Source organism: Massilia yuzhufengensis (assembly GCF_900112225.1).
Taxonomy (GTDB): Bacteria; Pseudomonadota; Gammaproteobacteria; order Burkholderiales; family Burkholderiaceae_D; genus Telluria; species Telluria yuzhufengensis.
This window is the reverse complement of the sequence record NZ_FOLD01000017.1, coordinates 33,192-54,254: the sequence shown is the minus strand read 5'-3', so window position 1 is coordinate 54,254 and position 21,063 is coordinate 33,192. Positions and strand designations below refer to the sequence as shown.

Here is a 21,063-nt window from a genome sequence, read left to right as displayed (position 1 = left end):
GGTTCATGCGGCCAGCGCCTCGGCTTCGCCAGTCCAGTCCGGCCCCGCCGCGGTGTCGGTCGCCGCCGCGATGAAGTCGCGCCCCCAGCGCGCCACGTCATGCTCGGTCGTGATCATCGCCATCCGGGCGGTGCGGTACTCGCGCTCCTCCTGCCCCATGGTCAGGGCATGGTGCAGGGAGGCGGTCATGGCGTTGGCATCGTAGGGGTTGGTCAGCAGCGCGCCGTGCAGCTCGACCGCCGCGCCGGCGAACTCCGACAGCACCAGCACGCCGCAACGGGCGCTGGCCTTCTTCGCCGCCACGAATTCCTTGGCCACCAGGTTCAGCCCGTCGCGCAGCGGCGTGATCCAGGCGATATCGCAGGCCACGTAGTGGGCCAGCACTTCCTCGAACGGCAGCGAACGGTAGAAGTAGCGCACCGGCACCCAGTTCAGGGTCGAGAAGCGGCCGTTGATGCGGCCCACGGTGCGGTCGACCTCGACGCGCAGGCTTTCGTAGATCTCCATGCCGGGCGCGGCCGGCGTGATCACGTTGAGCAGCGTGACCTTGCCGATGTGCTCGGGATGGCGTTCCAGCAGGCGCTCGAACGCTTCGAGTTTCTCGAGCGTGCCCTTGACATAGTCGAGCCGCTCGATCGACACGATGCCGGTCGCCGCGCCCAGGTAGTCGCGGATCGCCGCGGCCTGGGCCTGCACCGCCGGCGCCGCCACGGTCCGCTCGATCAGCGCGGCGTCGGTGCCGACCGGATGGGCGCCCAGGCCGATCCGCCGCGCCCCGGTGTCGATCAGGGTCGTCATGCGGTCCACGCCGAGCGCGCAGCCGTAGGTCAGGAAGCGCGGCGCGCAGGGCACCGTGGCGCTGGCGTCGACCGGTGCATGCGAGCGCACCGCATCGACGAAGTTCTCGACGTAGCGCGGGATGTGGAAGCCCACGTAGTCGCACTGGAGCAGGCTGCCGATGATGTCGCGGCGCCACGGCAGGATATTGAACACGTCGCTCGACGGGAAGGCGGTATGGTGGAAAAAGGCAATCCGCAGGTCCGGCCGCAAGGGCCGCAGGAAGGCCGGGACCATCCACAGGTTGTAGTCGTGGATCCAGACCAGCGCCCCCTCGGCCGCCTCGCGCGCGGCCTGCTCGGCGAACAGGCGGTTCACCTCCAGGAAGCGGTCCCAGTGGGCCTGCCTGAACTCGGCCTTGTCGGGGAAGGAGAAAATGATCGGCCAGAATGCTTCCTTCGAAAACTTCTTGTAGAAGATGTCGATGTCCTGCGCCGTCAGCGCAATGCGGGCGGCCTGCAGCTGCGGATACTGCTCCATATCGACCGGGACATGGGTGACGAAGCCGGCCGGGTGACGGCTGGCCTGCTGCGACCACGCCACCCAGGATCCGGCGCGGGCACCGGCGAAGAAGCGCAGCAGGGTCGGGATGATGCCGTTCGGACTGCGCGGACGGCGCTGGCACAGCACGCCGTCCTCGACCACCTCGTCGAAAGGCAGGCGGTGATAGACCATCACCAGGTCGGATTTGCCGTGCTCTGCCGCCGGTAGGGCCGCCGCCGCGGCGGCGACGGCGCCGTGCCGCGCCAGCCCCTCCATGATGCCGTCGCAGCCTTCGCCGGTGGCGACATGCACCAGCGGCAGGCCGCGCACCCGCTCCACCAGGGCCGGCTCGGCCGCGCCCACCACGACCCCGTGCAGGCCGGTCTCGAACATCGACAGGTCGTTGAGCGTGTCGCCGGCCACGATGATCGTGGCGGGATCGAAGCCGGCCGCCTTGGCCAGGCTCAGCAGGGCCTGGCCCTTGCCGACGCCGCGCGGGAGCACATCGAGATAGCAGCCGGCCGACAGCAGCAGGTCGCAGTCGAGCTCCTCGACCGCCGCGCGCAGGGCCGGCGTGACGTCGTGCTCGCCCACCAGGAAAGAACAGCGGCGCTCCTGCGGCACGCTCTGGCGCGCCAGGCCGCTGAAGCCGGACAGCGCCCGCAGCACCGCCTGCGACCCCGGCCAGCGCGCCGCGATCTCGTCCTGCAGGTCGCCGACCGGGCGCAGCGCGCCGTCGACGATCGTGGCGCCGACGTCGGCGATGATGTAGTCGGGGGTGGGAATGGTCGGGTCGCTGAGCAGGGGCAGGATCGACTCGAGCCCGCGGCCGGTGACGAACACCAGGACGGCGCCGGCAGGCGCGCCGTCGAACAGTTCACGGACCTGGCGGCGGGCGGCGACGCTGCCGGCCAGCAAAGTTCCGTCGAGGTCGGTGGCGAGCACGAATTTGCCCGGCTGCGGGCGCGGCGCCCATTGCGGAGGTGTGGCGATGGTCATTGACTTCGTCCTTTCTGAACGATATGCCCGGCGCCGCAGCGCCCGGTGGCGGAGGCGGGTTCGCTGCAAGACGCGGGATGGCGCGCGGGGCGCGCCCGTAACCGGGGATGGTGTGAAGCGGATAACGCAGTTGCGCCGAAAGGGAGACCCATGCTTCGACGAACCGGTACATCATAGCAGCAATTACATATTTGGACAAATGTAAATGTATTTCTAGCATCATTGGGAATGGTGCATCCTGCACTGTCGTGACCGGAAATCCGGCACCGGGCGCCGGCAAGGCCCCGGCTTGCGCGGCGCTCGCTACTGCCGGACCTCGGTATGCCCGGTATTCGATTCCGGCGCCCGGATCATGGCGACCCAGCCCCAAAATCCGGCATGAGATCAAGGACTCGGGACTGTCGGACCGCCAGGCTGCAAAGGTCTTCAATGAATGGCAGCAAAAGCGCCCGGACTGATTCGTCAAGAGGGTTTATGACCAGACGGGACTTGACAAGCAAGGGCGGGATCAGGCGGTCAGCACGCGTGCCGGCACCAACACTTCCCCGCGCATGATCAGCCGGGCGGTCCGCAGCAGGGCGGCACGGATAACCTTGTGTGGCATAGTGGGATCCAGCTCCAGTTCGACACTGAATTCACCGGTTGGATGCTCGACCGATATGGCCTTCACCTGCCCTTCCGGGACCACGGCCAAGCCTTCGGTGACCGAGCCGGGCAGCACGCAGGCGGTGCCGACCGTCACAGCCGCCAGCACGCCGATCGCGTCGTGGCAGACATGGGGGATGAAGCTGCGCGTGCTCAGGCTTCCGCCCGCGCGCGGTGCAGCGACCAGGGTCATCTTCGGGTAGTTTTTGCTTGTCACATCGCCGAGGCCCATCGCATGCCCGCAGGCGATGCGCAGGCGTTCGATGCGTGCCTTGAGTTCGACGTCCGCGTTGAGCTCGTCCACGGTTTCGTAACCGGTACGTTCCACGGCGTCGGCACGGAACAGCACCAGGGGCATGCCATTGTCGATACAGGTCACATCGATGCCATCGATGGTGTCGCGCACCTGCCCGGTCGGCAGCAGGCTGGAGCACACCGAGCCTTCGGTATCGAGGAAGTTGATGGTGATCGGTGCCGAAGTGCCGGGCACGCCGTCGATCCGCGCCTCGCCTTCGTAGGCGACGCGGCCGCCAGGTGTCTGGACCGTGATGTCGCACTGCATGTCGGTGTTCAGGGTGAGGACACGAAGCGTCGTGGTGTCGCCCTGCGCCTGCACGATGCCGCGCTCCAGTGCGAACGGCACCACGGCAGCGAGCATGTTGCCGCAATTCGGCGTGGTGTCGACCACGTCCTTGTTCGGCTGCAGCTGGGCAAAAAGGAAGTCGAGATCGACACCGGGCACGGCGCTCTTGCGGACGATGCCGACCTTGCTCGTCAAGGGATGGGCGCCACCAAGGCCGTCGATCTGCCGCGGGTCTGGCGAGCCCATGGCGGCAAGCAGGACCCGGTCCCGGGCTGCCGTCTCCGCGGGCAGGTCCGACTCGAGGAAGAAAGGCCCGCGCGAGGTGCCGCCGCGCATGAATAAGCTGGGGATGGGTATTTGCATGATGAGGATTCTGCCTTGTGCGCGGCCTTCAGTCGATGTACTTGAGACCCGCCTGCTCGAGCGGGCCGCGCATGTTGTACATGTCCAGCCCCAGCACGCCGGAAGCCAGCTTGGCGCGCTTCTCGCCTTCCAGGTCTTCGCGCTGTTGCGCCCCCGCGGCAACTCGCACCGCGTCCGCCGCAGGCACCACCACCACGCCGTCGTCGTCGGCAATGATGGCGTCGCCCGGGTTCACCAGCGCGCCGGCGCACAGCACCGGGATGTTCACCGAGCCGAGCGTCGACTTGATGCATCCCTTGGCGCTGATCGCCTTGCTCCACACCGGAAAGCCCATCTCCTTCAGGATGCGCACGTCGCGCACGCCGGCGTCGATGACCAGTCCCCGTGCCCCGCGCGCCATGAAGCTGGTAGCCAGCAGGTCGCCGAAGTAGCCGTCGCTGCACTCGGCGCTGATGCTTGCTACCACGATGTCGCCCGGCTGGATCTGTTCGGCCACCACATGCATCATCCAGTTGTCGCCCGGGTGCAGCAGCACCGTCACGGCGGTGCCGGCGGCCGAGGCGCCCGGATAGATCGGGCGCATGTAGGGCTTCAGCAGGCCCACGCGGCCCATCGCTTCATGCACGGTGGCGCTGCCAAGACGGCCGAGCCGCTCGACTGCCGCAGGGTCGGCGCGCTCGATGTTGCGCTTGACAATGCCGAGCTGGTTCATCAGGGGGATGCTCATGTTTACAGTCCTTTCCTTGTCAAGGCGGCGTCGAGACGCGGATAGACGTGGCGGGCATTGCCTTCGAAGATCTGGAAGCGGTCCTCAATGCTGATGTTCGCCGCCTCGACGTAGCGCTTGGTGTCGTCGTAGTAGTGGCCGGTCTCCGGGTCGATCCCGCGCACCGCCCCGATCATCTCGGAGGCGAACAGCACGTTCTTCGTCGGAATGACCTTGGTGAGCAAGTCGATGCCCGGCTGGTGGTAGACGCAGGTGTCGAAGAAGATGTTATCCAGCAGGTGCTCGGACAGCAGCGGCTTCTTCATCTCCTGGGCCAGGCCGCGGAAGCGCCCCCAGTGGTAGGGAACGGCGCCACCACCATGCGGGATCAGGAACTTCAGGGTCGGGAAGTCCTTGAACAGGTCGCTGGTCAGGCACTGCATGAAGGCCGTGGTGTCGGCGTTCAGGTAGTGCGATCCGGTGGTGTGAAAGCAGGGATTGCAGCTGGTGCTCACGTGGATCATTGCCGGGATCCCGTACTCGACCATCTTCTCGTAGATCGGGTACCAGGAGCGGTCGGACAGCGGCGGCGCCGTCCAGTGGCCGCCCGACGGGTCCGGATTCAGGTTAATCCCGACCATGCCGTATTCCCTGACGCAGCGCTCCAGCTCGGCGATGGAGGTGCCTGGATCGACGCCGGGCGACTGCGGCAACATGGCCGCGCCAATGAAGTTATCCGGGAACAGCTGGGAGACGCGGTAGCACAGCTCGTTGCAGATGGCGGCCCAGGTGGCGCTGGTCTCGAAGTTGCCGACGTGGTGGGCCATGAAGCTGGCGCGCGGCGAGAAGATCGTCAGGTCCGAGCCGCGCTCCTTCATCAGGCGCAGCTGGTTCGTTTCGATCGAGTCACGCAGCTCGTCGTCGCTGATCTTCAGCTCCGACACCTTCGGACCCAGTTCCGGCGTGTTCAGGTTTGCGATCTGGCGATTGCGCCACTCTTCCAGCGCCTTCGGGGCGGTGGTGTAGTGGCCGTGGCAGTCGATGATCAGGGGTTTTCGCATGCATGTCTCCGGGTTTGATTGTCCTCGCGTCGATGTCGCAAGTATCTTCGGCGACGCTTGCCGCTTGGTTGCTTTGTTTGCCTTACAATGTTCGAATTTACTGATCACCTGCCCGACTCCCGCATGAACGCCGTCAGTCTCCGTCATTTGCACGCTTTCCGTGTCGTTGCCGCCCTGGGCGGCATCCGGCGCTCGTCCGAGTCCTTGCACCGTGCTTCGTCGGCGGTGGCGCGTTCCGTCGCCGCTTTGGAAGAAAGCCTCGAAGTCCAGTTATTCGAGCGGAAAGGACGAGGCATGCTGCTCACTGCCGCCGGCGAGGTCGTCCGCCTGCGCGCCGAGCGCGTCGAGGCCGAGCTGCTGAGCGTCCGCGACGACGCGCTGCGCGGGCAGGACCGCGGCGCACCGAAGGTCGGCGGCATCGAGGCCCTGCTCAACGAACGGCGCCTGCAGGCCGCGGCACTGCTGGCAGAGGTCCACCACATGCCGACCGTCGCACACGCGCTGGGCGCCTCGCAGTCCGCCGTCAGCCAGGCGATCTCGCGGCTGGAAAACATGCTCGGCCAGCCGCTGTTCCTGCGAACTGCGCACGGCATGCTGCCCACCGACGCCGGACGGCGCTGGATCGGGCGCTTCGAGCGGGCACTAGCCGAACTGCGCCATATTCCGGAAGACGTGGCCGCCCTGGCCGGCGTCGTGCAGGGCACGGTCACGATCGGTGCGCTGCCGCTGGCGCGCTCACAGCTGCTGCCGGCGGCGATCGCCGCGGTCCTGCAGCGCCACCCCCGCCTGCACGTGAGTTCGCTCGAAAGTCCTTATGGCGAGCTCACCGCCGGACTGCTGTCCGGGCGCATCGACTTCATCGTCGGCGCCCTGCGCAGCAATCCCGATGGGGCTTTCGTCTCGCGCTCGCTGTTCGGTGACAAGGCGGTACTGGTGGCACGGGCTGGACATCCGCTGGCGGCAAGGAAGCGGATGCACATCGGCGACCTGGAGGGCTATCCGTGGGTGCTGTCGCGCCCCGGTACGCCACTGCGCGAATCACTCGTCGAGTTCTTCCGGAGCCAAGGGCTGGCGCCACCGGAACCAAGGGTGGAAACGGGCGATCTTGCCCTCCTGCGCGGCCTGCTTGTCTCGAGCGACATGCTGACCGTCGTCTCCGCGCACCAGTTGCATTACGAGATCGAGACGGCGCAACTTGCCGTGCTGCCCTTCGACATGCCCGGCCTGGAACGCTCGATCGGCATCATGACGCGCAAGGGCGCACTCCTGGCTCCCGGCGCCCGTGCCTTGCTGGACGAGATCAACACCGCGAGCCTGCTCTGGGACCGCCAGTAAGTACCGCATCAACACTGCGGCACACATGCGAACTCGGAAGGCCCCGACATCGTGCTCCGCCAGTGCCGTCGCCAACGCACGCGAGCCAACGACGTTCTCCAGTTCGGCGCGCTGCACTTCGCGCTGGAAGGGCGAGGCGTCGTCGAAGGTGTGCAGCATGCTGGTCATCCACCACGAAAAGTACTCCGCGCGCCATACCCGCTTGAGCGCGTCCTCGGTGTAGCGCTCCAGGCGATCGCTGCGGTCCTGCTTGTAGAACTGTTCCAGCCCCTGCGCCAGAAAGTTCACGTCAGACACGGCCAGGTTCATGCCCTTGGCCCCGGTCGGCGGCGCGATGCGGGCGGCGTCGCCGGCCAGGAACAGGCGGCCAGCCTGCATTGGGTCTGCACCGTGCCTGAGTCGAGGGCGCGGCAACATGACGTCGATGGGTATCGGCGACACCGATAGGGGGCATCCGCGTTTACGATACCGCTTTTACCATGTCGGCGCCTTGAAAGCGGTGACGTCGCGGCCTCGCTGTGGCATCATCGGCCAAGAGCGCACTGCGGCACGACACGCAGGCCGAGAACAAGGAGACAGCATGCGATTCAACCGCCTGGACCTCAACCTGCTGGTCGCGCTCGACGCGCTGCTCAGCGAGAAGAGCATCACCCGCGCGTCCCGACGCCTCAACCTGAGCCAATCTGCCACCAGCGGCGTGCTGGCGCGCCTGCGCGATTACTTCCGGGACGATCTGCTGGTGCAGGTCGGCCGCAACCTGATCCTGACGCCGCTCGCGGTCAGCCTGATCGAGCCGGTACGCGACGTGCTGCTGCAGATCCAGCGCACCATCGAAATCAAGCCGGAGTTCGACCCGGCCACCGCTACCCGCGAGTTCCGGCTGTTCGCCTCGGACTTCGTGTCGACCGTGCTGCTGGGAGAACTCGGCCGCCGCATCGCCGCCGAGGCGCCCGGCGTGTCCATCGACATCTCGCCGACCACCTCGACGCCGGCGGAGCAGCTCGAACGCGGTGAAGTCGAGCTGATGATCCTGCCACGCAAATACATGTCGGAGTCGCAGCCGACCGAGCTGCTGTTCGAAGAGACCTACACCTGCATCGTGTGGACCGGCAACACCCTGGTCGGCGACACGCTGTCGCTGGACCAGTACATGGCGCTCGGCCACGTGTCCTCGCGCTTCGGCACCTCGCTGACCAGTTTCGAAGAGCACTTCCTGAAGGACAGCGGCTATGACCGGCGGATCGAGATTTCGACGACCAACTTCACCAGCCTGCCGCACTTCGTGATCGGCACCAACCGCATCGCGACCATGCACACCCGCCTGGCGCGCATGCTGGCCTGCTATTACCCGATCCGCCTGATTGCGCCGCCGATCGCTTTCCCGAAGCTGGAAATGTGCATGCAATGGAACCGCTTCCTCGACCACGATCCGTCCCACATCTGGCTGCGCAAGATGCTGCTGGAGATCGCGGACGCCGAACCGGCCAGGACGCTGTCCACGCCGATGGTGGCCGCCGCACCGGCTGGACAGGTCCTTCCCCTGGCGCGCGAGCGCAAGTCGGCCTGAGCACCCGGCCAGACGATTACTCGACTACGCCGCGCATGCGCATCCATGCCCAGAACTGCTCCGGCCACACATCGCTGCTGAGTCCCTGCTTTTTCATGCCGAAGCCGTGGCCGCCGCGTTCGTAGAAATGCAGCTCGACCGGCCGGCCGGCCTTTTTCCACGAGTTCACCAGGCCGAAGTCGCCAGTTGCGAACAGCGGATCGTCGGCGGCCAGCGCCATGAATAGTGGTGGCGCGTCGGAGGCCACCTCGCGCGCGCTCATCGGGCCGTAGATCAAGGCTGCGAAATCCGGCCGGCTGGCCGCGCTTGGCCCCGTCGCCACCTCGAGCGTCGCCATGGCGCCGGCTGAAAAACCGACCATGCCGATGCGCCCCGGGCGCAGGTTCCAGCGCGCGGCGTTCTCGCGGACCAGCTGCACCGCGCGGCGGCCGTCGTCGACCGCCAGCGGGAAGGTGCCGATGCGTTGACCGGACGCCGCGCCCTGCTGCCGCGCGCGGATGAAGTCTTCTTCCTTGGCCGGCGTTTCGACCAGGCGGTATTTCAGGACGAATGCACTGACGCCGCGCTGCGCCAGCCAGTTCGCGACCAGATAGCCTTCGTTGTCCATCGATAGCAGGCGGAAGGCGCCGCCGGGTGCGACGATAACCGCGGTGCCGTTGGCCTTGCCCGCGGCCGGCAGCACAGGAATCAGCGTCGGCACGACCACATTGCGTGCCCTGCGATTATCCTCGGTCTGGTTCCACTGCTCGGTGTGGGTTGCCGCTTCCGATCCCGGCGCGACGCCTGGATAGAGCCGGATCTCGTCAGGCGCCGCGGGCACCGGGATGGGCTTGCCTATCGACTGCGCCAGCGCACTGCCGGGACCGAAGACGAGCAAGCCGGCAAGCGCGGCGATGAAGGTGTTGAAGAGGGGGTGACGCGAGCGCTGCATGTGAACCCTTTCTGTTGTGAGGGATGAGTCAGATCGTCGAACGCTCGACAATCGTGAAGCCGATATCGCATACGGGTTCGGCAACCCGCCGTCCCGCGATGCGCTCGAGGATGAAATGCGCGGCCGTTTCACCGATCACGTTACCGTCGATGCGAACCGTGGTCAGCGCCGGATGCAGGTCGCGCGCGAAGCTTTGGTCGCCCAGGCCGATCACGCCCAGCCGCCCGGGCACGTCGATACCCTGCGCGTTTGCTTCGTTCAGTACGCCCATGGCGAGCATGTCGGAACTGCAGAACACCGCGTCGAGGTCGGGATGGGCGGCCAGCAGTTCGCGTAAGCCGCTGCGGCCATGGCCTACCGTTGTCGGCGCCCCGACGTAGCAGGCCGGCACCTGGCCGTCCGGCCCGGCCAGCTTCAAGGCTTGCGCCGTCTGGATGAATGCGGCGGTGCGCTGGCGCGCGCGCTCGTCGTTGGCGCTGATGATGGCCACCCGGCGCCGGCCGCGCCCATGCAGGTAGGCCGCCACCGCGCTGCCGAGCCGGCTGTGCGAGAAGCCGACCAGCATGTCGATCGGCGTCGGCGTCAGGTCCCAGGTCTCGACCACCGGGATGCCGCTGGCAAGCAGACGGCGCCGGGCTCCAGGCGAACGCATGACCCCAGTAAGGACCACGCCGTCGGCGCGCCTGCCGATGATCGCTTCGAGCAGCTCGTCCTCGCGCGATTCGGTGTAGCCGCTCTGCCCCAGCATCAGCTGGTAGCCGGCGGCGGTAAGCGAACGGGTCAGCGCCTCGATCATCTCCAGGAACACCGGGCTGGAGATGGTGGGCACGACCGCCGCCACCAGCCGGGTCTGGCGCGAGGCCAGGCCGCCGGCCAGGATGTTCGGCACGTAGCCGGTGCGTTCGACGGCGTCGCGCACGCGCGCCAGGATCTCGGGCGACACCTGTTCCGGCGTGTTCAGCGCGCGCGAGGCGGTGATCGGCGCCACGCCGGCCAGCTTGGCGACGTCGCGCAGGGTCAGGCCGCCGTGGCGCCGGCGGCGGCGCGTGGTTTCAGCCGGCGGATCGGGTCTGTCGGTCATGTCTACTAGAAGCTGAAGCGTACACCGGCCTTGAGCGTCAGTCCGGCCAGGTCGTAGTAGGCGTTCTGGTTGGCCGGTGGCGGCGGATCGCGGTCCAGCAGGTTGTTGACCGTGAAGTAAAGCTCGCGGCGTCCGGCGTCTTCGCCGAAGTCGTAGCTCGCCCCCACGTTCACGAGTGTGTAGGACGGGATCTGGTTGTTGTTGACGCTGTTGACCGCCGCAGGCGTGTAGCCGGGTTCGTCAGGGCCCACGAAGCCGTTGTTCTGATGACCGCGGCTGATGAAACGGACCTGGCCGTTGACCGACAGGCGCTTCCATTTGTAGTCGAGCGCAGTCGTCCACATCCATTTCGGCAAGCCGGCAGGGCCGCCGAAACCTGCTCCCGTCTGGCCCGCGCGGTTGATCCCCTCAGGGTACAGCGCCGACACGTCCGTCGAGGTGCGGTACTCGAAGACACGCGTGCCCTGGATGTTGATCCCCAGCGTTCCGGCGAGTGCGGTGTTCAACTCGCCAAGCGGCTGCCTGTACGACATCTGCATGTCGAGGCCGCGGGTACGGAATTCGGCCACGTTGGCGGTCGTTCCCCGAATCCCGGTGATCTGCCCGTTCTTGACGTCGTTGTTGGCGAAGGTGATCAGCGAGCAGTACGCATTCCCGCTGTACACGCCCCCTGGCAGGCAGTTGTTCACCACGTTCTGCGTGGCGGTGCTGGTGATCGCGCCATCGATGTCGATCCGGTAGTAATCCGCCGAGACGCTCAGGCGCTTCAGGTAAGTGGGCTGGAACACCACGCCCACTGTGACGGTGTTGGCAATCTCCGGCTTCAGGTTGGGATTCCCGCCGACCGTGACGCCGGCTGCGTTCGTGATCGGCGCAACGCCTGGACGCGGATCGGCCGGTAACGGCAAGCTCGGCGCCGTCGGCGTATACAGCTCGACGAGGTTGGGCGCACGAATGTCGCGCGAGCGGGTACCGCGCAAGCGGAAGTCCGCAGTCGGCTCCCACGACACGCCGCCTTTCCAGGTAGTGACCATGCCCGAGCTGCTGTAGTCGGTGCGGCGTACCGCGCCGTTGACGTCGAGTGTCCTGGCGAACGGTGCATCCTTCAGCAAAGGCACGATCGTCTCGGCATACGCTTCCTTGACAGTGACGCTCGCAGACTGCAGGCTGGCGCCTGCTCCCGCCAGCCAGCCATTCGATTGCGACAGCGGATCGACCGTTGTCACGAGCGATTCCTTGCGATGTTCGAGACCGGCGCCCACCGAGACCGGGCCGGCCCAGTTCGAGAACGGCTCGCCTTGCACATTGGCCGAAAATTCACGGAGGCGCGACACGGTTTTTCCGGTGGCGGTACCCCTGATGTAGTTGTACGCCCCGGCCGAGCCGCTGGCCTGGCCGAGGATGTTCAGCGGTTCGCATCCGGCAGCGCGGGCCGCGGCGTTGCGGCAGACCACCTGGCCGTTCACCACGACTGCGTCGATCGCGTTCCTGAAGTTGGCGTTGACCATGTTGTTCGCGAACTCCGAATCGGCCTTGTCGCGGCCGTTCTGGTACGACACGTCCCACTCCCAGGTTTCGCCGAATTTTCCTTCCAGCCCGGTTGAGATATAGCTGGTGTCGTGCGAAACATCCCTGCGTACCGGACCGAAGTCATTGCCGAGGTAGCCGATCGACAGGCCGCCGGCAGGAACCAGCGCCAGCTGCGCCGGGCTCAAGGCCTGCACCAGGTAGGCGTTGTCGCGAGCGATCGGCAGTGCCGGCCCGGCGCCGGCGCCATCGCGCCGCGCAATGATGGAATTTCCGCTCCGCGTATGCGAGAACAAGGGCTGGACGTAGGCGCTGAGCCGGTCATTGAACTCGTAAGTCGCTTTGGTCAGAAAGTTCGCGCGCTCCAGCTGAGGGCGCAGCTGCAGCGGATACCGGTGCGAGATCCCGGCCGCCTCGTTGGCCGCCCTTGCCGCATCGGTGAAGATGTCCTGCGACGTGAGCAAATTGCCGTACAGGCCAGGTGTGAATCGCGCAGTCGTCGTGGCGCCGTTCGGCCCCTTGACAAATGCCAGTCCCTGCAGAGGACCGTTGGTGCGAATCAGACCGCCGGTCGTGCCGTTGCCCACCAATCCATTTTCGCCGATCGCGTTCGCAGGTGCGCCGGCCGGGCGGTTTGGAAACGCGAAGTTGATGTAGCTCTCCCTGCCCCACTTGCGCTCGTCGTTGTAAATGTCCGTGCCGGTGTTCTTGTTGTATTCCCCGCCGACGATGACATGTCCCTTGCCACCCGCGAAGCTGCCGCCCCAGGCAAGACTGCCGAAGGTGTCCCGCATGTCGTTGTAACGGGTCGCGCCGTATTGGACATTGCCCTTCACGCCTTGCAGCTGGTCGTTCAGCATGATATTGACGACACCGGACACCGCGTCGGAACCGTAGGAGGCAGACGCGCCGCCCGTCACCACGTCGACGTTGCGGATCAGGGCGGTCGGAATCATGCTCATGTCGACCCCGGCGCCGTTATTGGTCTGCGGAAGCCGGTGACGATCGAGCAGGACGAGGGTCCGCGTTGCGCCGAGGCCGCGCAGGTCGGCCAGGGTCTGGCCGGAATTGGCGATCCCGCCGCCCGAAGGTGTCTGGCTGCCCCGGAACGACGGGATCTCGTTGAGGATGTCGCCGATGTTGACGGTGGCGCGCTGCTCCAGGGCCGCGGCGCCGAGGCTCACCGTGGGCGTGGGGGCGGAGTAGCCGGCACGGTCGATACGCGAGGCGGAAACGACCACCGACTGCACCTGGCCCGTTGCGGGCGCTCCGCTTTCGGCCGGGGCCTGGTTCTCGACAGGTGCGGCGGCGCTGGCCTCGGTCTGTGCATGTGCCGGGACGGCGAGGGCAAGCGCGCCGAGCGCTGCCAGTGCGGAATGGATGGCGATGACCGAACACTTCACTGCGGGGCGGGACGAATGATGCTTCATTGTTGACTCCTCCAATTGCGCTGCTGTTTGAATAGTTTTAGTAGGTGGTGCGCTGTCTCAGCGCACCAGGCAGGGACGTTTCGGATCGAAGCTCCACCCCGGGATCAGGTATTGCATGGCGACGGCGTCGTTGCGCGCGCCCAGGCCCATGTTGCGGTAGGCCTGGTGCGCCGCCTCGACGGCCTCCAGGTCGAGCTCCACGCCCAGGCCTGGCGCCGCCGGCACGTCGACCTTGCCGTCCCTGATCTGCAGCGGGTTGCTGGTCAGGTACTGGCCGTCCTGCCAGATCCAGTGGGTGTCGATCGCGGTGATCTTGCCCGGAGCGGCCGCCGCCACATGGGTGAACATGGCGAGCGAGACATCGAAATGGTTGTTCGAATGCGAACCCCAGGTCAGGCCCCACTCGTTGCACATCTGGGCCACGCGCACCGAACCCTGCATGGTCCAGAAGTGCGGGTCGGCCAGCGGGATGTCGACCGACTGCAGCTGCACCGCGTGGTTCAGCTCGCGCCAGTCGGTGGCGATCATGTTGGTGGCGGTCATCAAGCCGGTGGCGCGGCGGAACTCGGCCATGGTTTCGCGGCCGGAGTAGCCGTTCTCGGGGCCGCAGGGGTCTTCCGCATAGGCCAGCACGTGGTGCTGGTCGCGGCACAGGCGGATCGCGTCCTCTAGCCGCCAGCCGCCGTTCGGGTCGAGCGTAACGCGGGCTTCCGGGAAGCGCTCCGCCAGCGCGGTCACGGCGGCGATTTCTTCTTCGCCGCGCAGCACGCCACCCTTGAGCTTGAAATCGCGGAAACCGTAGCGATCGTAGGCCGCTTCGGCCAGGCGCACCACCGCTTCCGGGCTCATGGCCGGTTCGTGGCGCAGGCGCATCCAGGCGTCGCCGTTTTCCGGGTCGCTATCGTATGGCAAGTCGGTGGCCTTGCGGTCGCCGATATAGAACAGGTAGCCCAGCATCTCCACCTGCGTACGCTGCTGGCCATCGCCCAGCAGTGCGCACACCGGCAGGTCGAGGAACTTGCCAAGCAGGTCGAGCAAGGCGGCTTCCAGCGCCGTCACCGCATGGATCGCCACGCGCAGGTCGAAGGTCTGGTTGCCGCGTCCGCCCGCGTCGCGGCCGGCGAAGGCTGCACGCGCACTGTTCAGGATCGCATGGTAGTTGCCCACCGCCTGGCCGATGAGCAGCGGGCGCGCATCTTCGAGCGTCTGGCGGATCGCTTCACCGCCCGGCACCTCGCCGACGCCGGTGTTGCCGGCGCTGTCGGTCAGGATCACCAGGTTGCGGGTGAAATAAGGGCCGTGAGCGCCGGACAGGTTCAGCAGCATGCTGTCGCGGCCGGCGACCGGAACGACCCGCATGTCGTGCACGACAGGCGATCCGTTGCGGGGAATGGGGTGTTGATTTGACATCGGGTTCTCTCGGTACCGGTACCATTACCGGATGAAGTGATGCTAGTCTTAGCGCATGATCTACGTCTAATCGATAATTCGGATGCACCGAATTGATGAATCAGATAGGTCCGCGCCCTGTTGGGGTGCATCAGCTGGTACCGGTACCCGAGCAAAACGCCCGGCGCAGATGCTGCGCCGGGCGTTCTTGTGGACAGGGAAAGCGCGGTAGACAGCTCCCGGAATGCGTCAGCGGGGATCGATGCTGAATGAGGAAAGGATGGCCGCGCCTGCTTTCGGCACGAACTCGATACGGGCCTTCCCGCCGCTGGCGCGCAGCGGCACTTTGCGCTCGAGTGCCCGCATGCTGCCGGCGAGCGCCGCGATGTCCAGGTCAGGCAGCGCGACACTGCCCTGCACCAGGACATCGAATACCCGCTGGCCTGGAGCCTGCTTGTCGACCGGCTCGACGAAGCGCAGGGTCAGCGCATACTCGCCATCGGGCAGCGGCAGCTCATAGCTGAAGCGGCCGGTCCGGTAACCCAGGTACATCTGCTGGTCGGCTGCTCCCTGCACAACCTTTGGCGGCGGGGGGCGGCGCACCGGCTCGTTCAGCAGCTTGCCCTCCCCGCCCTTGAAAAAGTTGTCCGAACCGTAGAGACCCGCGCTGGTCTGCGTGACGCCCAGCTGGCCGGCCAGCACCCGGTAGGTACCCGGGCCATCCGCGCGCCGCCACACCGCACGGTCACGCAAGGCCTTGCCCTTGAGCGAAGCAGTGACGACGAGCTGGTTGTCGCCCTTGCCCAGCACCACGTTGCGCCACAGGCAGATCCGTTCGACGCAGTCCACGCTGCCCAGGTCGCGGCCATTCACGGACAGCCGGGCCGTCGGAGCGTTGCTGTAGGCCTTGACGTCGGCGACCGGGCTGGCGCGCTCCGTGTAGCGATGGCCGGCCAGGTAGATCATCGGTTCCGGATTCCAATGCGCCTTGTAGAAGTAGAAGGACTCTTTTTTTACCGAACGGTCAAAACTGACGATGCCCTTGTCGTTGGTGTCCACCAGGTCGCCCTCCATGCGGATCGCGGTGCCGAAGTCGAACATGTTCCACAGCCAGCTGGCCCAGAGGTAGGGCTTGTCGCGCAGTTGCGGCCAGGTCTTCTCGTGGATGAAGGACTGGAATCCCTCGGGGTGCGGACGTCCACCGGCGATGATCGGGCCGCCCAGCGGATTGTCGGTATGCTGTGACAGCGCCCCGCCGGCGCCGTACTCGGTCACGCTGATCGCCTTCTTCGGGTAGAAGGCGTGCACTTCGTCGAGGTAGGCGCTCAGGTCCGCCACGTTGGCGTAATACCAGCCGAAATAGACGTTGACCCCGAACACGTCCACGGCCTGGGGCGGCGAATCGAGGCCCTTGCCCGGCGTCGTCGGCATCAGGCTGCCCGGCAGCGTGCCGCAGCAGCTGGCCAGTACCGGTGGCCGCGAAGGATCTTCCGCACGCGACAAGGCGGCCAGGCGCTCCAGCAGCGGCACGGTGGGCGGCTTGGGCTGCATCCAGACGTTGGCGATGTTCGGCTCGTTCGCGATCGACCAGACCGCGATCGATGGATGGTTGACGTTCTGGCGGATCAGTTCGCGCAGGTGCTGTTCGGCGTTGGCGATGAAGCCGGGCGTGGCGTTTGGTTCGCCATACGGCGCCGACAGCAGCACAAGGGGCACTTCGGCCCAGACGATCAGGCCCATGCGGTCCGCCAGCGCATAGCCTTCCTTCGGGTGCTGGTAGTGCGCGAGCCGGATGGTGTTCGCGCCGATTTCCTTGATGATGGCATAGTCGCGTTCCAGCTCGGCCACGCTCGACGCCCATCCGTTCGCCCCGGTTTCCTGGTGGCGGTTCACGCCGCGCAGCGCCAGGGGCTTCCCGTTCAAGAAGAAGCCCTTGTCCGGATCGAAGCGCATGGTGCGGATGCCGAAGTTCTCCGCGACCGTGTCGACGATGCGGGCGCCAGCCAGCACATCGACCCGCACCGTGTACAGGTAGGGATCGACGACGCCGTTCCACAGGCGCGGCTTCGCCACGTCCAGGCTGGTCTTCACTTCGCGCAGTACCGACGCCGCCATCTCGAGCGGCTGGGTGCTGCTGGCTACGGTCTTGCCCTTGGCATCGACCAGCGAGGTGCGGACCTTGACCGCCTGCGCGGCGCCGGCATCGTTGCGCACTTTCGCCACCACTTCGACGCGGGCGCGGCCCGGCTCCAGCGACACGGTGCGGGCATACACACCCGGTCCGCCGTGGTCGCCCAGGTCGACGTGCACGGGCGCCGTCGTGATCAGGGAAACCTTGCGATACAGGCCGCCATACATGAACCAGTCGCCGCCCATCGGCAGGGTTTCGGCAGTGACCGAGCCCTTGGTGTCCGGCGCCGTGTTATCGGTGCGCACCACCAGCAGATTCTCGCCGGGGCGCAGCGCATCGCTGACGTCGAAGCGGAAGGCGGATACCCCGCCGGCGTGGCGGCCCAGCAGCACGCCGTTGAGCCAGACATCGCTGACGATGCTGGCGCCGTCGAACTGCAGCCAGGTCCGGCGCGGCTTCTCCGCGGTCGGACCGGCACGGAAGCTCAGCTGGTACCAGCCCTTGCCGCGCGTGTCGTTGGCATCGGCTGCCTTGGTCGTGTGGCCGCCAATCCGGTTCCAGGTGTGCGGCAGCGTGACCGCCTGCCACTGGCTGGCGTCGGACTGCTCGGTGTGCTGCTCGCCAAAGGCGAAGCGCCAGCCCTCGACCAGCGAATATTCGGTACGGCCGCCAGCGGCGGGCGCCGCATGTGCACCCGCACCGAGCAGCAGGACGGTCGCCAGCACTGCGGCGACCCGATGGAAAAAGCGATGGGAATTCATGTCAGGATCCGTTTCAGGTAATGCATGCTGGTGCTGATACTGGCCATCGGGTCGGCCGGGAAATCGTGTTCAACGTAGTAGTGGTGCATCCCGGCCGTGCCCGCGGCGGCGAAAATGGGGACATAATCGATCACGCCCTGCCCCAGCGGCACCGGCAAGCCGCGCTGGCCGTCGATGTCCTTCACGTGCCAGAGGCCGAAGCGGCCGGGATGGCGCCGGAACAGCGCGACCGGATCGACGCCCGCCTTGACTGCCCAGCCGATGTCGAGCTCCATCGTCAACTGCTCGGGCCGGGTGTGTTTCAGGATCATCTCGTAGGGTGTCGAGTCGCCCATCGGCCGGAACTCGGCCTCGTGGTTGTGCAGCGACAGCATCAGGCCCGCCTTGCGGCAGGCTTCACCGGCCCGGTTCAGGAGCGCGATCGAGGCGTCGACATCGGCCTGCGTGGAGGTCGGCACGCCTGCGCACACAAGGTAGCGCGGCCCGCCGTCGGCGATGGCATCGACGATCTCGTGCAGGTTGTCGCGCAGGTTGAGCGCCTTGGCGAACACCCTTGGCCTGCCGCTCGCGTCAAGGAAGGGCTTGGCGTTCGGATCGATCCGGCGCGGTTCGCCGGGCACGTGATGGGAAGACCAGGCCATCCCCAGCTCACCCACCATGGCGGCGAACTCCCTGGGCTTCATGCCGTAGATGCCCGCCTGCTTGCTGTACGAGGATTGCAGGTCGCGGTAGCCGATCCTGGCGACCTCGCGCAGGGTGCCCTGTACGTCCATATCAAGTACGTCGAACAGCGTGAAGAGTTGCAGGCCGAACGCCTGCGCCGGGCTGGCGAAGACCGGCGCGGCGAGCGCCCCCGCGAACACTGGTGCTGCAAGGGCGCCGAGAAACCGTCGTCTGTCGATCATGGCCGCTTTCAGTAAGTCAGGCCGAAGCCGTAGGGGTACAGGGTGTCCGCAGCCGGATAGCCCGGCACATCCGACTGTTTGTTGACGATCGCTTCCAGCTTGTTCGCCAGCGCGAAGGGCAGCTTGCCCTGCGGCTTGAACTTCCCGCTGACGACGTCCAGCAGGGCGATATCCGTGACCCCGAAGGTGGCCAGCACCGCGCCCGCGTTGCGCAAGCCGCTGGCCTGGTCCAGCACATAGGGCTGGCGGAAGTAGATTGCGAGCACGGTGCGCTCGGCGCCGATCTCGCGCATCACGGCCTGGATATCCGCCAGCGAGGGCGACATCTGCCAGGACTCGGCGCTCGCCATGGTCGTGAACGAGAGTTTGTCGGCTTCCCAGGGGAAAGGCCCGCCGAACAGCATGCCCATGTCGTCGACGCATTTCGGATTCCGGGCCGGATGGCTGACGCAAGGATCCTCGGCGCCCCAGGTCTTTCCGGTGCGCGGGTTCAGCTTGCCCGCATCCGCGCCCATCTGCCTGGTGCGGTAAGCCAGCGTGGTCTTCATCGGGTTGGTCACCTGCACGCGAATGATCGCCGCGTCGTGCCCGGCCGCGCTTGGGCGTGCGGCCGGCGCCGTGTAATTGCCGTCGGTGGCCTTGTAGCCGTAGGCCTCGACGTCGGCCTTGCCCATCCCCATGGTGTAAACACGCTTGCCCGGCGCCAGCGGCAACAGTTTCGCGGCGCCCTGCTCGCGGTTCTGCAGCAGCACGATCGACTGCTTCTGCACCTGCAGGCCGGCGGCGCGGTATTCGGCCTTGCCGATGATGCCGTCGACGCCAGCGGCATCGACGTAGGGGTTCTCGAACAGGCCAAGCCGGAACTGCGCCAGCAGCAGGCGGCGCGCCGCCTCGTCGACCCGCTCCTGCTTGACCAGCCCGCGAGCGACCAGGTCCAGGATGACCTTGTTCTCGTTGAAGCCGGACAGCACATCGACGCCGGCGTTGATCGCCGTCGCCGCGCGCTCCGGCACCGACTTGCCCTCGAGTCCCCAGGCGCGCTCGTTGATGATGCCGGTATCGGAATTGACGTAGCCCTTGAAACCCAGCTTGTCGCGCAGCAGGTCGGTGACGATCTGGCGGTTGAAGGCGAAGCCGAGCTGGTCGTAGGTGACACCTTCGTAGGTGACGTTGACGGGCACGCCGTAGTACGGCATCACCGCTTCCAGCCCGGCGTCGATCGCCGCCTTGAAGGGCTTGAGGTGGTAGGCGAAATTCCCGCCGGGGTAGACTTGTCCCTTGCCGAAGGAATAATGCGGGTCCAGCCCCTGCTCCTGCGGCCCGCCGCCCGGGAAGTGCTTCATCGTCAACGCGACCGCGGAGCGCGGGTTCAGCGGACCGCCCTGCAGGCCGCCGACCAGGGCGCGCATGATGTTGGCGTTGAGGTCGGCGTTTTCGGTAAAGGCTTCCGAGATGCGGTACCAGCGCGGCTCGGTGGCGAGATCCGCCATGTAGCCGTACACGCCGCGCAGGCCGACCGCCCGGAATTCCGCGCCCATCACCTCGGTCAGGGCACGCAGCGGGGCCATGTCGCCGGCGCCCAGGCTGGCGGCCGCGATCCCCGCTTCGCGCGGGAATTCGGTGAAGGCGCCGGCGCCGCCGGAAATGCCGAAGCGCGGGTCGTTGTTGTAGTGGTTGCGCTGGTTATCCTTGAACAGCGCGGGAATCCCCAGCGGCTCGGCTTCCGCCATGGCCTGCACAGCATTGTGGAACTCGGCCAGCTGGCGCGGCGTGACGGTGAAGCCGCCGCGGCCGGCCTTGACGCTGCCGTCGCAGGCGTCCGGCTTGGGTCCCGCCACGTTGCGCAGGATGAAGCGCGTCATCTTCTGCTGCCCGACGTAGTCGGCGGCCTTGGTGTCCACCAGCGCGCCGGCGCAACCGGCATTCAGGGTATCGATCAGCATCATGCCGGCCTTCTGTTCGCGACTCATGCGCGGCAGCAGGTCGGCGACGCGCTGTTCGGCGCTCAGGCGCCAGTCCTCATAAGGATCGAGCCGGCCATTGCCGTTGGCGTCGCGGAACGCGCGGCCATCGATGTTCAGGACTGCCTTGCTGCGCGCGCCGATGACGGGCTGTCCGGCGTGATCAAGGGCGCCCGGGGCGGCGCAGGCACCCAGTGCCGCGAGTGGGACGAGCGCCGCCACACGCGCAAGGGCGCTGCGGCGCAGTCGGATGATGTGCATGCAATCTCCTCCGGCAGGGTCGGCCCCGCCTGTTATCGTTGACCTCCCACCTCACGGTAGCGGTACCATTTCCAGATGCAGCGATCCTAGTCGCTCGCGCTGTAATT

At 66.6% G+C, this 21,063-nt stretch carries 13 protein-coding genes and 1 pseudogene; 2 read left to right on the top strand and 12 right to left on the bottom strand.

What is annotated here, in order from left to right:
- Positions 1-3 precede the first annotated feature (3 nt).
- From ggpS to BM031_RS14780, 4 genes are all read right to left on the bottom strand, one after another.
- Positions 4-2,319, bottom strand: coding sequence for a glucosylglycerol-phosphate synthase (gene ggpS, locus BM031_RS14795; RefSeq protein ID WP_091875333.1), 2,316 nt, complete (start codon positions 2,317-2,319; stop codon positions 4-6).
- A gap of 508 nt (positions 2,320-2,827) precedes the next feature.
- Complete coding sequence (locus BM031_RS14790; protein WP_091875332.1) at positions 2,828-3,910, bottom strand: 4-oxalomesaconate tautomerase; 1,083 nt, start codon at positions 3,908-3,910, stop codon at positions 2,828-2,830.
- Between the two features lie 28 nt (positions 3,911-3,938).
- Entirely contained in the window at positions 3,939-4,622 is a 684-nt protein-coding gene (gene ligK, locus BM031_RS14785; RefSeq protein WP_091875376.1) for a 4-carboxy-4-hydroxy-2-oxoadipate aldolase/oxaloacetate decarboxylase, read from the bottom strand.
- A 17-nt stretch (positions 4,623-4,639) separates the two neighbouring features.
- Positions 4,640-5,665 (bottom strand): amidohydrolase family protein, encoded by a 1,026-nt coding sequence (locus BM031_RS14780; protein ID WP_091875375.1) that lies wholly within the window; start codon positions 5,663-5,665, stop codon positions 4,640-4,642.
- A gap of 135 nt (positions 5,666-5,800) precedes the next feature.
- Between BM031_RS14780 and BM031_RS14775 the strand changes: the two genes are divergently transcribed.
- A complete protein-coding gene (locus BM031_RS14775) occupies positions 5,801-7,012 on the top strand; it encodes a LysR family transcriptional regulator (RefSeq protein WP_091875331.1) in 1,212 nt (403 codons plus the stop codon).
- A gap of 36 nt (positions 7,013-7,048) precedes the next feature.
- Here BM031_RS14775 and BM031_RS14770 read toward each other — a convergent pair.
- Positions 7,049-7,393 (bottom strand): annotated as a pseudogene (locus tag BM031_RS14770) (FAD-dependent monooxygenase); the annotation flags it as partial.
- Between the two features lie 199 nt (positions 7,394-7,592).
- Between BM031_RS14770 and BM031_RS14765 the strand changes: the two are divergent.
- Entirely contained in the window at positions 7,593-8,579 is a 987-nt protein-coding gene (locus BM031_RS14765) for a LysR family transcriptional regulator (RefSeq protein ID WP_091875330.1), read from the top strand.
- Between the two features lie 16 nt (positions 8,580-8,595).
- Here the strand turns inward: BM031_RS14765 and BM031_RS14760 are convergent, their stop codons facing one another.
- From BM031_RS14760 to BM031_RS14730, 7 genes are all read right to left on the bottom strand, one after another.
- Positions 8,596-9,510: an alpha/beta hydrolase gene (locus BM031_RS14760; protein WP_091875329.1), complete on the bottom strand. Its 915-nt coding sequence runs from the start codon at positions 9,508-9,510 to the stop codon at positions 8,596-8,598.
- Positions 9,511-9,538: 28 nt separating this feature from the next.
- Positions 9,539-10,591 carry a LacI family DNA-binding transcriptional regulator gene (locus tag BM031_RS14755; protein ID WP_091875328.1) on the bottom strand — a complete coding sequence of 351 codons (1,053 nt, stop codon included), beginning with the start codon at positions 10,589-10,591 and terminating at the stop codon, positions 9,539-9,541.
- A gap of 5 nt (positions 10,592-10,596) precedes the next feature.
- On the bottom strand, positions 10,597-13,548 hold the full coding sequence (locus tag BM031_RS14750; protein ID WP_091875327.1) for a TonB-dependent receptor plug domain-containing protein: 2,952 nt from the start codon (positions 13,546-13,548) through the stop codon (positions 10,597-10,599).
- Between the two features lie 57 nt (positions 13,549-13,605).
- A complete protein-coding gene (gene gudD, locus BM031_RS14745; RefSeq protein WP_091875326.1) occupies positions 13,606-14,958 on the bottom strand; it encodes a glucarate dehydratase in 1,353 nt (450 codons plus the stop codon).
- Positions 14,959-15,186: 228 nt separating this feature from the next.
- A complete protein-coding gene (locus BM031_RS14740; protein ID WP_091875325.1) occupies positions 15,187-17,829 on the bottom strand; it encodes a glycoside hydrolase family 2 TIM barrel-domain containing protein in 2,643 nt (880 codons plus the stop codon).
- Positions 17,826-18,734 (bottom strand): sugar phosphate isomerase/epimerase family protein, encoded by a 909-nt coding sequence (locus BM031_RS14735; protein WP_091875324.1) that lies wholly within the window; start codon positions 18,732-18,734, stop codon positions 17,826-17,828. Before BM031_RS14735 ends, BM031_RS14740 begins: the two co-directional genes overlap by 4 nt.
- Before the next feature lie 8 nt (positions 18,735-18,742).
- Positions 18,743-20,956 (bottom strand): glycoside hydrolase family 3 protein, encoded by a 2,214-nt coding sequence (locus BM031_RS14730; protein WP_091875323.1) that lies wholly within the window; start codon positions 20,954-20,956, stop codon positions 18,743-18,745.
- Between the last annotated feature and the right edge of the window lie 107 nt (positions 20,957-21,063).

Excerpts from the sequence above, each read along its gene's own strand:
- ggpS (WP_091875333.1), bottom strand. The coding sequence starts at position 2,319 with ATGACCATCGCCACACCTCCGCAATGGGCGCCGCGCCCGCAGCCGGGC.
- BM031_RS14790 (WP_091875332.1), bottom strand. The coding sequence starts at position 3,910 with ATGCAAATACCCATCCCCAGCTTATTCATGCGCGGCGGCACCTCGCGC.
- ligK (WP_091875376.1), bottom strand. The coding sequence starts at position 4,622 with ATGAACCAGCTCGGCATTGTCAAGCGCAACATCGAGCGCGCCGACCCT.
- BM031_RS14775 (WP_091875331.1), top strand. The coding sequence starts at position 5,801 with ATGAACGCCGTCAGTCTCCGTCATTTGCACGCTTTCCGTGTCGTTGCC.
- BM031_RS14765 (WP_091875330.1), top strand. The coding sequence starts at position 7,593 with ATGCGATTCAACCGCCTGGACCTCAACCTGCTGGTCGCGCTCGACGCG.
- BM031_RS14760 (WP_091875329.1), bottom strand. The coding sequence starts at position 9,510 with ATGCAGCGCTCGCGTCACCCCCTCTTCAACACCTTCATCGCCGCGCTT.
- BM031_RS14755 (WP_091875328.1), bottom strand. The coding sequence starts at position 10,591 with ATGACCGACAGACCCGATCCGCCGGCTGAAACCACGCGCCGCCGCCGG.
- BM031_RS14750 (WP_091875327.1), bottom strand. The coding sequence starts at position 13,548 with ATGAAGCATCATTCGTCCCGCCCCGCAGTGAAGTGTTCGGTCATCGCC.
- gudD (WP_091875326.1), bottom strand. The coding sequence starts at position 14,958 with ATGTCAAATCAACACCCCATTCCCCGCAACGGATCGCCTGTCGTGCAC.
- BM031_RS14740 (WP_091875325.1), bottom strand. The coding sequence starts at position 17,829 with ATGAATTCCCATCGCTTTTTCCATCGGGTCGCCGCAGTGCTGGCGACC.
- BM031_RS14735 (WP_091875324.1), bottom strand. The coding sequence starts at position 18,734 with ATGATCGACAGACGACGGTTTCTCGGCGCCCTTGCAGCACCAGTGTTC.
- BM031_RS14730 (WP_091875323.1), bottom strand. The coding sequence starts at position 20,956 with ATGCACATCATCCGACTGCGCCGCAGCGCCCTTGCGCGTGTGGCGGCG.